Origin of the sequence: Ancylomarina euxina, assembly GCF_003863355.1 — a bacterium.
In the GTDB taxonomy this organism is placed as follows: domain Bacteria; phylum Bacteroidota; class Bacteroidia; order Bacteroidales; family Marinifilaceae; genus Ancylomarina; species Ancylomarina euxinus.
Genome location: NZ_QQWG01000003.1, coordinates 226,575 through 240,909 on the forward strand (window position 1 = coordinate 226,575; position 14,335 = coordinate 240,909).

Below are 14,335 nucleotides of genomic sequence, written 5' to 3' on the forward strand. Positions count from 1 at the left end.
ATATTTGGTATTATAGGTTGATCTATAAAATAGGATGTTATCTTCTAGAATTAGTTTCGTAAAATTTTTCCTTTTTGCAATAGGCTTTGCATACGTTCCAAGGTCTTTTTCTCTTGACACAGTTTTACAAAGGTCTTCCTTTCCAGATTTAGAAGATAGTTTTCTGAAACCAGAGTGGGTTCATTGAGTTCACCACCACTCAATATTTTACCTAATTCGATTGAAAGGTGTTTGTCGTATTCTGAAATATAATTTCCCACTTGCATGCCATCTGCACCAGAATAAACCAGACTTAAGCCTTCGTTACCTAATACGGTTATGTCTTTAGGTGGGATAGGAGGCGTATAACCTTTTTCAATCATTAGCAGGGCAGCCTGTTTTGCATATTTCAGTTGGTGTTTTCTACTGACAACAATTTCATCGACATCCTTCCTGAGATAGCCTAAATCGAATGCCTCCCAAGCTGAAGTTGAAACTTTAGCTTGTCCGATGGTTAGGAATTTATCTCTAAATCGGTTGATACGAACATCATCAGTTTTGATCTCATTAGACAAGCGTAAGGCAAATTCTTTAGAACCTCCACCTGCAGGAATAACACCAACTCCAAGTTCAACCAAGCCCATATATGTTTCGGCATGTGCAATAACCTTATCACAGTGCATACTTACTTCACAACCTCCTCCAAGTGTCATATTGTGAGGAGCTGCAATAACAGGGAAAGGCGCGTATTTAAGTTTTAGCATGGTGTTTTGGAATGTTTTTACAACCATGTCCAACTCTTCAAATTCTTGTTCGATAGCCAGCATGAAAACCAGACCGATATTTGCACCTGCTGAGAAATGATCACCTTCGTTTGAAATGATAAGAGCTTGATGATCTGTCTCAGTGATTTCAATGGCTTTGTTGATGCCTTGAATAATTTCACTGCCAATGGTATTCATCTTAGAATGAAATTCTAAATTGATGATGCCATCTCCAAGATTGATAATGCTGCAACCTTCATTTTTCCATAAAGTTTGGCTCGAACGAATGTTTTTAAGAGAAATGAATTGTTCTGATCCAGGAATTGTGATGTGCTGATTGGTTTTAATATCGTAGTATTGATTCTGTCCATTCTTAAGCTGATAGAATGATTCTTTTTTATCCACCATTTCATAAATCCAAGCAGCTGGTTTTATACCTAGTTTTTCCATTTGCGGAATGGTTTTTTCGAATCCCAAACTATTCCAAATTTCAAACGGGCCAATTTCCCATGCAAAGCCAGCGCACATAGCTTCATCAATTTTATAAAGATCGTCTGTAATCTCAGGAATGCGATGCGAGATATAGGCGAATAATCCAAAGAATAGTTTTTGATAGAACAAGTTGATTTTAGAATCTCCTTTTATCAAACTTTTTATTCGATCAGTTAGGTTTGGGAGAGCTTTGGCCTTTTCAAATTCAGCTATTTTAAGTTTAAGCATTGGCTGATATCCAAAGCTATTTAAGTTTAAGCTTAGAATTTCACTCTCTCCATTTTCAGATTTCACTTTCTTATAGAATCCCTGTTTTGTTTTAGAACCTAGCCATTGTAGTTCTAACATTTTTTGAATGCTATCAGGAATTAAGAATGTATCTTTTCCTTCATCATTAACCAAAACCTGTTGTAAGTTTTGAGCGACAAAAACTAAGGTGTCTAAGCCGACAACATCGCAAGTTCTGAAAGTTGCGGATTTTGGTCGACCAATAATAATACCTGTTAGTTTATCTATTTCCTGTACGGAAAAATCCATTTCTTCCATTAAATGAACAACTGACATCATGGAATATATACCAACTCTGTTGGCAATAAATGCAGGTGTATCTTTGCAGCTTACAACTGATTTTCCAAGAAAACGTTCTCCAAAATGAGTGAGAAAATCGATAAGCTCTTTACTGGTTTCTTTTGCTGGAATAATTTCCAATAGTTTTAAATATCGTGGTGGATTAAAAAAGTGGGTTCCACAGAAATGCTGCTTGAAATTATCACTTCTTCCCTGTGTTAATATTTGAATGGGGATACCTGAAGTATTGGTTGTAATTAAGGTGTTTTCTTTTCTATAGAGTTCAATTTTTTCATAGAGACTCTTTTTGATTTCAAGGTTCTCAACAACAACTTCAATCACCCAATCGCAACTTTTTATTTTTGGAAGATCATCATCGAAATTTCCAATATTAACTCTTTTAGCAAATTCCTTTTTATATAAAGGATCAGGCTTTAATTTCAGAGTTCGATTAAAAAGTTCGCTTGTAATTCTATTTTTTACCTGTGGGTGATTCAAATCAAGCCCCTGTTTTTTTTCGTTCTCATTAAGTTCTTTTGGAGCTATGTCAAGCAATAAGACTTCGATACCAATATTGGCAAAATGACAAGCAATTTGAGCTCCCATGACACCAGCTCCAAGTACTGCAACTTTTTTTATCTTGAAATTCATAGTTAGAAATTTGCGTGTGGTTTGATAGAATATGATTAGTTGGTGTAAATATCTTTTATGATATCCCGATATTTTTCTCTTAGAACCTTACGTTTTAACTTGAGAGTAGGTGAAAGTTCTCCCGTTTCTGGTGTCCAGGTATCTGTTACAAGTCGCATACTCTTTATGCGTTTGGGATGATCAAAAGTCTTGTTGTTTTTAATTAACTCTCGCCATATTCGTTTTTTGATTCTATCGTTATTAATGATCTGCTCCCTATTGGTGTAGGTGATGTACTTACGTTTGGCATATGATTCCAAAAATTCGAAATTAGGCGAAATTATTACCGCAGGGAATCGTTCCGATTCGCCAATTACAATGACTTGATCTATAAATGGAGATTCCTTAAGTTTATTTTCCATGACTTGGGGAGCAATGTAAATACCTCCAGAGGTTTTGAAAATTTCTTTCTTTCTATCTGTTATTTTTAGAAATCGTTCTTCTTGGATACAGCCAATATCTCCAGTATGAAACCAGCCATCTTTATCGATTACTTGTTTAGTAAGTTCAGGATCTTTATAATAGCCCAGCATAATATTGGGACCTCTGGCAAGAATTTCACCATCATCGGCAATTTTAACCTCTACATCTTTGATAAGTGGCCCCACTGTTCCAAATCTAATGTCTGGCCATTTGTTTTGATTTGCGGCAATAATAGGAGAGGTTTCAGTTAAACCATATCCTTCCTGTACAGGAATACCAGCTGCCCAAAACAGCCGTTCTAATCGAACTTGAAGAGCCGCACCTCCTGAACACATAAATATGATGTTCCCACCCAATGCTTCTTGCCATTTGCTGAAGATGAGCTTTCTAGCAATTTTCAGTTGGAATTCATACCATTCTCCATTAGCTCTGTTTAATTCGTATCGATAACCTAAGTTTACGGCCCAATTGAATAAAGAACGCTTTACAAAGCCTAGACTTTTACCCTTAGCCATAATTTTATCGTATACTTTTTCTAATAAACGAGGTACTGTTGCAAAGCCATGAGGCTTTATTTCTTTTAAGTTATCGCCAATTGTATCCATGCTTTCGGCGTAATAAATACTAATACCCTTGTACTGATATTGGTAATTAACCATCCGCTCATACACATGATTTATGGGTAGGAAACTAAGAGCTTTATGAGATGAATTTAAAACGAGTCGTTCGGCAGAAGCCAGTACATTACTAAGGAAGTTGTGATGTGAAAGCATAACCCCTTTAGGTGTTCCTGTTGTTCCTGAGGTATAAATGATCGTTAATAAGTCCTTTGGAGAGATATTTTTCTTGATCTCGTGAAGTTTATCTTTTTGATTGACCTCCACTTTTTTTCCTAGTTCAACTAAATTTTGCCAATTAGTGACATTATTGATCTGATTAAATGAGTATACCTTTATAATTGCTTCTTGGTTGCCTACAGCTTCCTGAATTTTGGCATAATGCGTTTCATTTGCAACGAAAATGGCTACAGGCTTGCAATGCTCAATAATATAATTGTAGCTCTTGCTTCCAATAGTAGGGTAGAGTGGAACGTGAACCAATCCGGTTTGAGATAATGCCATATCCAAGAAATTCCACTCAGGGCAATTATTTGAAATGCTTATGACACGGTCGCCTTTTTTGAAACCTAATTCAAGAAAAGCATAGGCTAATAGATTTGCATTACGGATATAGTCATGTGTACTATAACTAATCCATTCTCCATCTTCTTTTTTTACAAATGCTGACTCTTTCTCAGAGAAATGCTTTTGATAATTATCTAATAAATCGAATATGCGCGTTACCATAAGCCTTAATTATGTGTTAAACTGACTTTAGTTGGCGTAAGCCTATATAAATGTTATAATGATAAAAGGGGAAATCTATTATCCTGTAGAGGGATCTAGATTTTAAATGTAGCGAGATTCAACTGCACAAATCGGGAAAATGGTTTCGCTATAAATTGAGGATTTTTTTTATCCTTATTAAAAGTTAAGCAAAACTTTTTTGAAATGGAAAAATATTTTTAAGTGGTGTATTATACTTATAGAAAGGAGTTTGTTCACTATTCTTGGACTGCAGAAGTGAATCAACGATGACCTGACTTTATATGATATCGTATTGCAAAAAAAAAGAGCTTACCTCTTTTTGAGATAAGCTCTGTATATCAGATACTTTTATTTATTAGTCTATTAAAAGCTTGTAATTATGGATTTGCTGAAATCCTCTTAGGAAATCTCCAATTTCCATTCTCTTTTTTCCTGCCATTTGAATGGTTGTTAGGTTTAAGAAACCACCATCAACAGCGACTTTTAGGTACGTTTTTTTATCACTTAGAAGTGAGCCTATAGCATGTGAGTGAGATTCAATCTCTTTATTTGCAGTATAAACTTTGACAGGAACCTTTTTGCCATTAGTATCATATAATTCTGTCCAGGCAGCAGGATAGGGACTAAGACCTCTAATGTGGTTGTGAATATTTTCAATTGATGCAGACCAATTAATCTTACAATCATCCTTAAATATTTTTGGAGCAACTTTCAATGTTTCACCTTCTGTTACCAAATCATCTTGAGGAATTTGTGGATAGTCATTAGCTTCAATTGCTCTAACTGTTTTAACAACTAATTTGGAGCCAATTTCCATTAGATTATCATGAAGGATTTCAAGATTATCATTTTCCCCTATGTTGATTTTTTCTTGGAAGATGACATTCCCCGTATCAATCTCTTTTTGTAAAAGGAAGGTTGATACCCCAGACTCCTTATCTCCATTCATGATTGCCCAATTGATAGGGGCTGCTCCACGATAGTGAGGAAGTAAAGATGCGTGTAAGTTTAGTGTACCATATTTTGGCATATTCCAGACTACTTCGGGTAACATCTTGAATGCAACCACAACTTGTAAGTCAGCATTCAAAGCTTTTAGTTCAGCAAGGAATGTTTCATTTCTGAACTTCTCAGGCTGGAGAATTGTTAAACCTTTTTCGAGGGCATATTTCTTGACAGCTGATTCCTGTATTTTTTGTCCTCTACCAGCAGGCTTGTCAGGATTTGTGATAACTCCTACAACATTGCAACCAGCTTCAATTAAAGCATCAAGAGGAGCTACTGCAAACTCAGGAGTTCCCATATAAATAAGTCGTAAGCTATTTTTAGTCATATCGAGTTTTTTTATTCTTTTAATGTACGATTACCTTTGGTGTGCTTTGGAAAATATGGACAATGTTTACATCCATTTCCACAACAGTAGCCTCTTTCACTTAGGTATTTATGTGTTAAAATGCGATAGCCATCGGGGCTCATATAATAGTCGATATCTAGTTTTAAATCGTCGAACATGGTATGAAGTAATTTGAATAAATTAATCTTCTAGAAAAGAATTCTTATTGGATTTCCAGAAATTGTTTCATCTTCTCGTTTTTAATTGTAATGGAAAGCTGATAATGTGAAATTTTCCAATTCCCATCTTTTAAACTTAGAACACCTGAGGCTCTACAAACGCCCATCCAAGTATTTAGTAATTCATTGAACCAAGCCGTTTTTCCATCCTCTGAAAAGTAGATTTTTCTATCAAATGCTTTAAAGTCCCATGCTTTACCTTTCTTAAAATAAGGTTCACAAAAACTAAAGAATTCTGTTTTTGTCCACCTTTCTGAGGCATCAGTACCGATATAAATTGCATTATCGTCCATAGCTGAAAAATAAGCATCGAGATTAGCATTAGTGGCTGCTAGATGCCAATTATCAAGAAGTGTATGTATTTCTTTAGGTTCAGTTATTGTTTTATTCCGACATGCTACTAAAGAGAATGTTAATAAAATAATGAATGAAATTTGCTTAAGCATCTTTTTTCGAAAAAAGTTTAGTTGGATTAAGTCTTTTAAAGAAGTTGATATAAACATCAATATTAAGGATGCCTGAATCAGTTGTTGCCTTATAGGTAAGAACAATACCTAATGGAAGAATGACTATTGATGAAATCCACATCCCCATAAATGGGGATAAAACAAGTTCTCTAGCTGCTCGTTCACCTGTCATCGAAATGATATAGTAAATGATAAAGAAAAGAACAGATACGATAACAGGCATTCCCAAACCACCTTTCCTAATGATGGCACCCAGAGGTGCTCCGATAAAGAAAAAGATAATACAAGCAAAAGATAAGGTGAATTTACGATGCCATTCGTTCACGTGTTTCTGAATCCATTTTTGCTTTGCACTTTGTATGCCTATATTTCTCGAAATACGATCTTTAGATTTGCGACTATAACTAAGGGCATTTCCAACTGATGTTAGTTTATCACTTAAGTCTAGTTGTTGGTATAAAGAATCGGCATTCCAAATTTTAGCGTTTAAAAGGACTTGACGTGTTGAATCTTTACGTGAAGCTTTGCTTTCTTTTTTGAAATATTGGTAGCTTGATAGTTGATCAGCCAATCTATCTTTTTCCTCTTGCAACTCATCTTCAAGGGTATCTCTTTGATTAGATAGTTGCTTTAAATTTAGCATTCGGTACGAATTTCTAAAACGTTCCTCATCGGTTCTTTTTAGTTCATTACCTGGAAGGCTAATTGTGGTTTTATATAAATCAAATTTGACTTTTTGTGATGGATGCTTATCACGATCTTTACGTTTATTTGCCTTCACCTCTTTATACATGTTGCCACTGTAGAGCGTTAAGTCCATAAACAACTTATCGGCACTTGTTGACATGATTCCAGAGTCAGCAATAGTAACTTGAGTATTTCCCTGATTATCTCTATGGTCATAAATCAATAGGTCATGAATCATACCTGTTTCCTTATTGATTTGACCAACCTTAATTCCAAAGCCAGGTAGGTCGCTTGTGAAGATCCCTTCTTTTAAAACCAATTCAGGATTTTGATGTTGAATATCGTAAAGTAGAGCGCTGGTTTTAAGCGATGCGACAGGCATAACATAGTTTGAGAAGTAAAAGGCTCCCAGACCAATAAATATGACTAAGATAATGAGAGGGCGCATAATTCGTTGCAGGGATATACCTGCTGCTTTCATGGCAATTAATTCGTAGTTTTCACCCATATTACCAAAGGACATGATTGAGGCCAATAGAATGGCAAGGGGGAGTGCCATTGGGACGAGAGTCGCGGAAACGTAAAACATGAATTCCACAATAACAGTCCAATCTAAACCTTTTCCTACAAATTCATCGATGTAGCGCCATAGAAATTGCATGAGTAAAACAAACATGCAAATAAAGAAGGTGAATGTTAAGGGACCTAAAAAGCTTTTTAGTATAAAGGAGTGTAGTCGTTTCATGGATCTGGTATTCAAGAATAAGTATCAAACAAGGTTGATTAACTTAATACAAGCTCATATTATAATGCAAAAAAAAGACCAGTAGAAAATGAATCTGGTCTTATTGCTTACAAAAATAAAGTATTTTATCAGGAATATGTGTTTTTGAGTGTTAAAAATTATGCACCCAATACATGTTTCAGTTCCGAGATTTGAGAGTCCCAGAGCTCCATGTTTTCATCAATTTCATCTTCATCTGCGAAATCAGTAATAATTAATGACAAGTCATTAGTTAAGGCATCAATTTCAAATCGAAATTCGAAATAAGAATCGTCATCCTCGCTATCTAGCCAATGAAATCTCACAACCTGATTCTCTTTTTTATGAATCAATTCAGCTTTTTGTTCAGACCCTTCCCATTCGAAAGTGTAAATTTTCCCTTTTTGATTAACATTATCTGCAAACCATTCGGATAAACCACTCGAAGTACTTAAGCGTTCAAATAATACTTTTTGTGAGGCACGAATGACGTATTCTAAATCGTATTTAATCATGTTTTTTGTTTTCTTGTCAATTTGAAATATTCCTTGTCTTTTATTCTATATATAACTGATTTATATATAGAATATTTAAAATTCATTCTAATATTTGCGATCAAAAATAGTAAATAATATTTAACTAAATTATATTTTAATTTTTATTATAAATATTGTTCCGTAATTGAAGTTCAGGGGCTATTTTTGGCATTATTCGTATAAGATATACAAAAAATAATTATTATCGGTAGTCTGTTGTTGTTTTATAGAGTAATTTGAAAAGATTCTGAAAAGATTAATAGCAAAAAAAAAGGCTTAGAAAAATCTAAGCCTTTAGTAGCGAGAGGCGGGGTTGAACCGCCGACCTCATGATTATGAATCATGCGCTCTAACCAACTGAGCTACCTCGCCGTTTCTCAATTGCGATGCAAATATAGCGTCTATTTTCAATTTTAAAAATCTTTTTTTTGATTTTTTGAAATTAAGATGAGATGTTGATTGAAACATCTTAAGATACAGGCTTTTGAAAGGAAATATATTTTTAGCTTGAAGTAAAGGGATAAAAAAAAGGCTTAGAGAAATCTAAGCCTTTTTAAGTAGCGAGAGGCGGGGTTGAACCGCCGACCTCATGATTATGAATCATGCGCTCTAACCAACTGAGCTACCTCGCCGTTTCTCAATTGCGATGCAAATATAAAGGCATTTCTCAATAAAAAAAAGGATGATCATGAATTTTAATTAAAAAGATTTTTTCTGAGAATAGGTCTCTTTGTCTATTAGAGAGTTAGCGTTTTATTTTTTTTCAAAAAAAATATCCTAACTCATGTTTTTTTCTGGAAAAGTATGAGAATGCTAGTGTTTAGAGTATTTTGAGCTAATCTTTTTTGCTGATATGGTGTAATGAAATAATAGAATAAGATATTTGAAATGACATCTTTCTTCAAAAATTCCGATTGCGAAGGCAATAATTTATGACAGGATTAAACGAGTGTATTTGCTGCGATAATATTATCTTTGTCTGCCTTTCAAGAAATGAGAGATTATTGAATTTTTAATCAGATAAAAACACAATACTATGACTAATAATTGGTTTGAATGTAAAGTGAAGTACGTTAAAATTGATGAAAACGGGAAAGAGAAAAAAGTGACAGAGCCTTATTTGGTAGATGCTGTTTCTTTTACTGAAGCAGAAGCTCGTATTCATACGGAATTGGAGAAAATGATTCATAGTGATTTTATTGTGACTAATATAAGCAAGTCAAATATTAGTGAGTTGTTTCCAAATGAGAATGGTGATCGATGGTTTAAGGCCAAGACGAGTTTCGTTATGGTTGATGAGGAATCTGGTAAGGAGAAGAAGTCGAATAATTATATGTTGGTTGAGGCGAATAATGTAAAAGATGCCTATGAATACCTTACGGAAGGTTTGAGTGACATGATTGTTCCATTTGAAATTCCATCAGTTTCTGAAAGTCCAATTATGGATGTATTTCCTTTCTTTAAAGATGAACTGAATGAAGAAATTCCTGAAAACTTGAAACCAATTTCGGAATTTGAAGATGTTTCTTCTGATTTCGAATAAAGACATTATAAATTGAATTGAACAAGGAGCTGATTTTAAAATCAGCTCTTTTTTGTTCTACAATAATCTCGACTTGGATATGCATCGTATTTTTACGGAAACGATTGTTTTCTGTTGAAAAACATTTTTGATTTCTTAGTTTATGTGAATTATCTTTGAATGAGTTATGTGTTTAAGTTTAAGAATATCAGATGGGTATGTCAGGCTGTATGTGTTGTTTCTGTTGATTGTTAAATTGCAAATAAAAAGTGGACAAAATCTGATTGAAGCTTTACATTTGTTGCATAAAATTATCTAAAAAACTACGCCAAATATTAGCATTTATAAAGTGATAATATTTTGCTAAAGCATTACAATATGAAGACAAGAATAGAGCACGATTTACTTGGTTACAAAGAAGTTCCATCTGAAGCATATTATGGAATTCAAACTTTAAGAGCAGTTGAAAATTTTGATATTTGCGGTGTTAAACTTAGCGCATATCCAAAATATATTAAAGCTCTTGCCATGGTTAAGTGGGCAGCTTCAAAAGCTAATAACGAATTAGGTTTATTAAATGATGAGCTTAATGACGCTATAACAAAAGCTTGTGAAGAGATTATTGATGGAAAACTTATTGAAGAGTTTCCAGTTGATATGATTCAAGGTGGTGCAGGTACATCGACCAATATGAATGCTAATGAGGTAATTGCTAACCGTGCATTAGAGATCATGGGATTTGAAAAAGGAGACTACGATCATTGTCATCCTAATAATCATGTTAACCTTTCTCAATCGACTAATGATGCATACCCAACTGGTATAAAGATTGGTCTTATTCTTAAGAATGAAGCTTTAGTAGCTAATTTGATAGAGTTAATTGCATCTTTCAGAGCTAAGGGCGAAGAGTTTAAGGATGTTTTGAAAATGGGGCGTACTCAATTACAAGATGCTGTACCAATGACTTTAGGACAAGAGTTTGAAGCTTGGGCTGTAAACCTTGAAGAGGAGATTTTGCGTCTTAACGAAAACGCGAAATTATTCTTAGAAGTGAATATGGGTGCTACTGCTATCGGAACAGGTATTAACTCAGAGCCTGATTATCCTGAAAAATGTATCAAGCACTTACGTGATATCACAAAGATGGATATTGTATTGGCAGGCAATCTTATTGAGGCAACTCCAGATACAGGATCATATGTGATGTATTCCTCAGCAATCAAACGTTTAGCGATCAAGCTTTCTAAGATATGTAATGACCTTCGTTTGCTTTCTTCAGGACCTCGTTGTGGATTCAATGAGATTAATCTTCCTAAGATGCAGCCAGGTTCTTCAATCATGCCAGGTAAAGTAAATCCTGTAATTCCAGAGGTTGTTAATCAAATAGCTTACAAAGTGATTGGTAATGATCTAACTGTAACTTTTGCTGCAGAAGCGGGTCAATTACAGTTGAACGTGATGGAGCCAGTAATGGTTCGTGCTATGTTGGAATCGATGGAGATGTTAGAAAACGGAATGTCTACATTAAGGGAACGTTGCATCGATGGTATCACTGCTAATGTTGAGCACTGTAAAGAGATGGTTTTAAACAGTATTGGAATTGTAACTGCAGTAAACCCAACTTTAGGTTATGAAGCATCTTCTAGAATTGCTAAACGTGCATTGGCTGAAAACAGAAGTGTTTATGAATTGATTCTTGAAGAAGGACTATTGACTAAAGAGAAGCTTGATGAGATTCTTGCTCCTGAGCGTATGATTAAGCCTCAGAAATTTATCAAGGCATAATTCTCAGAATTACTAGATATAGGAAGAGCCATCTTTAGGGATGGCTCTTTTTTTTATATGTATTATTAAAAAAACAATTTTATAAAAGTAATTCACAGAATTACCGTAGTTGTCATCATTAAATATTAAAGCGTTTTCATTCTGAAAATTATGGCATTATGAGGATTCTTTATTGATTAATCACAAGTTTTTTGATTGTTTTAATCCAGGCTGGATTATCGTTTAAGCTTTCAACCAATACGAGTTTTTTGCCTCCATTCTCTTTGAATAGTTCAGTAAATTCGCCTCCAATTTCTATGGTTGTTTCTAAGCAATCGGCAACAAAGGCGGGGCTAAATACCATGATGTTTTTCTTGCCTTCTTTTGCTAGTTTCACCATTAACTTATCGGCAAATGGCTCTAGCCAATCCTTATCTAATCTTGACTGAAAGGCAACCGTATATTTTCCTTGAGGAATATTCAGTTCCTGAGCAATCAGCCTTGCATTTTCGTAGCAAGTTGCTTTGTAGCAATAGTAATCTGTTTCTCGCTTAAATTTCTTATCGCAATCGCAAGTTTTACAATTTCGATGAGGATGTACTTTATTTATTTGTCTGATGGGTAAGCCATGGAATGAAAACACAAAATGTTCGAAATCATCGATGTTATGCTTACGTGCATTATCTGCAATGATATTAATATAATCAGGATCTTCGAAAAACTGATTGATGATATTAACCTCTGGAATTACCTCCCAGGATTTCATTAATTCCATAACTCTTTCGATAGTAGAGCCAGTAGAAGATGAAGCATATTGAGGATACATTGGGAACACGATTAAGCGCTCTGGCATCTCTGCTTTGATTTTATTTAAAACGCCAGAAAGTGAAGGCTCGTTATAGCGCATTCCTAATTCAACCTTATAGTCATCGCCTAATTCGTCTTGCAGCATTTTTTTTACACTTTCTCCATATATCATCAAAGGAGAACCTTCAGGTGTCCATAGCTCCTTATATATTTTAGATGAAGATTTTGCTCTAAATGGGATAATGATGAGGTTGACTAATATTTTTCGCAGAAGCCAGGGAATATCAATAACTCGTTTATCATTTAAAAACTCCTTTAAGTATGAACGCACATCTTTAACACTTGGACTTTTTGGGGTACCAAGGTTGATGAGAAGGATAGTTGTTTTTTTATTCATATTGAATTATGGGTTGATCTATTGTGAAGATATTTAAAAATGAGCCAATGAGCAACATTCATGATTATTCTCTATAAATATTGTAGCCAATTAGTTCCTTTCTTTAGTTGGCTGATGGTATTTGCTTCTGGAGAATTCGCCTTAATTTCATATTGATAGGTCCATTTTACTTCAGGAGGCATACTCACTAATATTGATTCGGCACGTCCGTTGGTGTCTATACCAAAGCGAGTTCCTTTGTCTTGCAGAAGATTAAACTCAACATATCGTCCACGACGATGGAGTTGCCAGTCTTTTTCTTGTTCAGAGTATGGTGAATTGGCCTTCTTTTTCATGATTGCTGCATATAGAGGTGCAAAGAGTTGGCCAATTTCAATTACGAAACTGAATAGTTCATCTTTTGTTAGTCCTTCTGATTCATTTAAGTGATCAAAGAAGATGCCACCTATACCTCTTGTTTCGTCCCTGTGGCTTAAATAGAAATAATCATCAGCCCATGTTTTGAATTTTTGATAGAATTCAGGATGGTATTTATCACAAACCAATTTAAGTGCTTGATGGAAATCAGCAGCTTCCTTTTTGTCGATATAGATTGGAGTTAAGTCAATTCCTCCACCAAACCAATAAGTGCCATCTTTAAGCTCAAAATAGCGGATATTCATATGTACGATTGGAACATGAGGATTTTCTGGATGCATGATAAGTGAGACACCTGTGGCAAAAAACTCATCACTCTTAACTTTGAGCTTAGTCTTTATTTTATCTGGTAAGGAGCCATGAACGGCAGAGAAGTTAACACCACCTTTTTCTATAATCTGAGCTTTGGCTATAACGCGACTTCGCCCCCCACCGCCACCTTCTCGTTGCCAAATATCTTCTTTAAACCTGGCGTTACCATCGGTACTTTCAATGGTTTGAGTGATTGTATCCTGGAGTGCTTTAAATTGATCAGCTATTTGTTCTTTAGTCATTTGAACGATTTATTCAGTTGTTTTATTCTACTTTTCTGTTGCCTTTGATTATTTCTTTTTACTGAAACGAAATCGACTAAGCATTTTCTTTTCAAAAGCCCAAAAGAATTTGAATTGCCCAAGAATTGAACCTACAATAATGAGTAGAACCTGGTAGGACGGCGTAATGATTAAAATACTCATTGGGATTTTTATCCAAAGACTTGTTGTAGTATCAATACCTAGATATTCAAATATGGGACGACGTACCATTACTGAAAGAGATCCGGTTACTGAAAAGGTAAGGAGTATAAGAATCAGCTGAAAGTTGTTTTCAATCTGCCATCTATTTTTGAGTTTTTGAATCATTGTTTGATGTGTAAATTCGTTAATCCCGATTCTCGGGACAGGTTGTGTGAATTAGTGAATTTTGTTTTAGCTATTTCGTTAAAAAATAAGAGCTTTTATTTTCCATTTCCACCGATTCAATAGATTCTCAAAGATAGAATAAAATACCTCTTTGTCTTAAAATATTATTTTAGAATATTATTGTTATTTTTTATAAGAGTATAGAGCAAAAAAAAAGGA

General features: G+C 34.6%; 12 protein-coding genes and 2 tRNA genes. 2 read left to right on the forward strand and 12 right to left on the reverse strand.

Features of this window, described 5'->3' with window-relative positions; all coding sequences use genetic code 11:
* Window positions 1-50 precede the first annotated feature (50 nt).
* The 9 genes from DWB61_RS04710 to DWB61_RS04745 all read right to left on the reverse strand — a co-directional run bounded on the left by DWB61_RS04710 (window position 51) and on the right by DWB61_RS04745 (window position 8,939).
* A complete protein-coding gene (locus DWB61_RS04710) occupies window positions 51-2,453 on the reverse strand; it encodes a 3-hydroxyacyl-CoA dehydrogenase/enoyl-CoA hydratase family protein (protein WP_125029741.1) in 2,403 nt (800 codons plus the stop codon).
* A gap of 35 nt (window positions 2,454-2,488) precedes the next feature.
* The gene (locus tag DWB61_RS04715) at window positions 2,489-4,261 is read right to left on the reverse strand and encodes an AMP-dependent synthetase/ligase (RefSeq protein ID WP_125029742.1); all 1,773 of its coding nucleotides are present in this window, start codon (window positions 4,259-4,261) and stop codon (window positions 2,489-2,491) included.
* A gap of 376 nt (window positions 4,262-4,637) precedes the next feature.
* Entirely contained in the window at window positions 4,638-5,615 is a 978-nt protein-coding gene (fmt, locus tag DWB61_RS04720) for a methionyl-tRNA formyltransferase (protein ID WP_125029743.1), read from the reverse strand.
* 11 nt (window positions 5,616-5,626) lie between these two features.
* Window positions 5,627-5,794: a DUF5522 domain-containing protein gene (locus DWB61_RS17655; RefSeq protein ID WP_158614368.1), complete on the reverse strand. Its 168-nt coding sequence runs from the start codon at window positions 5,792-5,794 to the stop codon at window positions 5,627-5,629.
* A 44-nt stretch (window positions 5,795-5,838) separates the two neighbouring features.
* Window positions 5,839-6,300 carry a nuclear transport factor 2 family protein gene (locus DWB61_RS04725; protein WP_125029744.1) on the reverse strand — a complete coding sequence of 154 codons (462 nt, stop codon included), beginning with the start codon at window positions 6,298-6,300 and terminating at the stop codon, window positions 5,839-5,841.
* Window positions 6,293-7,753, reverse strand: coding sequence for an LptF/LptG family permease (locus DWB61_RS04730; protein ID WP_125029745.1), 1,461 nt, complete (start codon window positions 7,751-7,753; stop codon window positions 6,293-6,295). Before DWB61_RS04730 ends, DWB61_RS04725 begins: the two co-directional genes overlap by 8 nt.
* Before the next feature lie 158 nt (window positions 7,754-7,911).
* Window positions 7,912-8,286, reverse strand: coding sequence for an START-like domain-containing protein (locus tag DWB61_RS04735; RefSeq protein ID WP_125029746.1), 375 nt, complete (start codon window positions 8,284-8,286; stop codon window positions 7,912-7,914).
* 319 nt (window positions 8,287-8,605) lie between these two features.
* Window positions 8,606-8,679, reverse strand: a tRNA-Met gene (locus DWB61_RS04740).
* Window positions 8,680-8,865: 186 nt separating this feature from the next.
* Window positions 8,866-8,939 (reverse strand) — tRNA-Met (locus DWB61_RS04745).
* Between the two features lie 404 nt (window positions 8,940-9,343).
* Here DWB61_RS04745 and DWB61_RS04750 point away from each other — a divergent pair.
* Together DWB61_RS04750 and aspA are read left to right on the forward strand one after the other, a co-directional pair.
* Window positions 9,344-9,850 (forward strand): DUF4494 domain-containing protein, encoded by a 507-nt coding sequence (locus tag DWB61_RS04750; RefSeq protein WP_125029747.1) that lies wholly within the window; start codon window positions 9,344-9,346, stop codon window positions 9,848-9,850.
* 357 nt (window positions 9,851-10,207) lie between these two features.
* Complete coding sequence (gene aspA, locus DWB61_RS04755) at window positions 10,208-11,614, forward strand: aspartate ammonia-lyase (protein WP_125029748.1); 1,407 nt, start codon at window positions 10,208-10,210, stop codon at window positions 11,612-11,614.
* A 169-nt stretch (window positions 11,615-11,783) separates the two neighbouring features.
* Here the strand turns inward: aspA and hemH are convergent, their stop codons facing one another.
* The 3 genes from hemH to DWB61_RS04770 all read right to left on the reverse strand — a co-directional run bounded on the left by hemH (window position 11,784) and on the right by DWB61_RS04770 (window position 14,116).
* Complete coding sequence (hemH, locus tag DWB61_RS04760; protein WP_125029749.1) at window positions 11,784-12,797, reverse strand: ferrochelatase; 1,014 nt, start codon at window positions 12,795-12,797, stop codon at window positions 11,784-11,786.
* Window positions 12,798-12,868: 71 nt separating this feature from the next.
* Window positions 12,869-13,768: an oxygen-dependent coproporphyrinogen oxidase gene (gene hemF, locus DWB61_RS04765; protein WP_125029750.1), complete on the reverse strand. Its 900-nt coding sequence runs from the start codon at window positions 13,766-13,768 to the stop codon at window positions 12,869-12,871.
* A gap of 48 nt (window positions 13,769-13,816) precedes the next feature.
* On the reverse strand, window positions 13,817-14,116 hold the full coding sequence (locus DWB61_RS04770; protein ID WP_156190178.1) for a DUF6787 family protein: 300 nt from the start codon (window positions 14,114-14,116) through the stop codon (window positions 13,817-13,819).
* Between the last annotated feature and the right edge of the window lie 219 nt (window positions 14,117-14,335).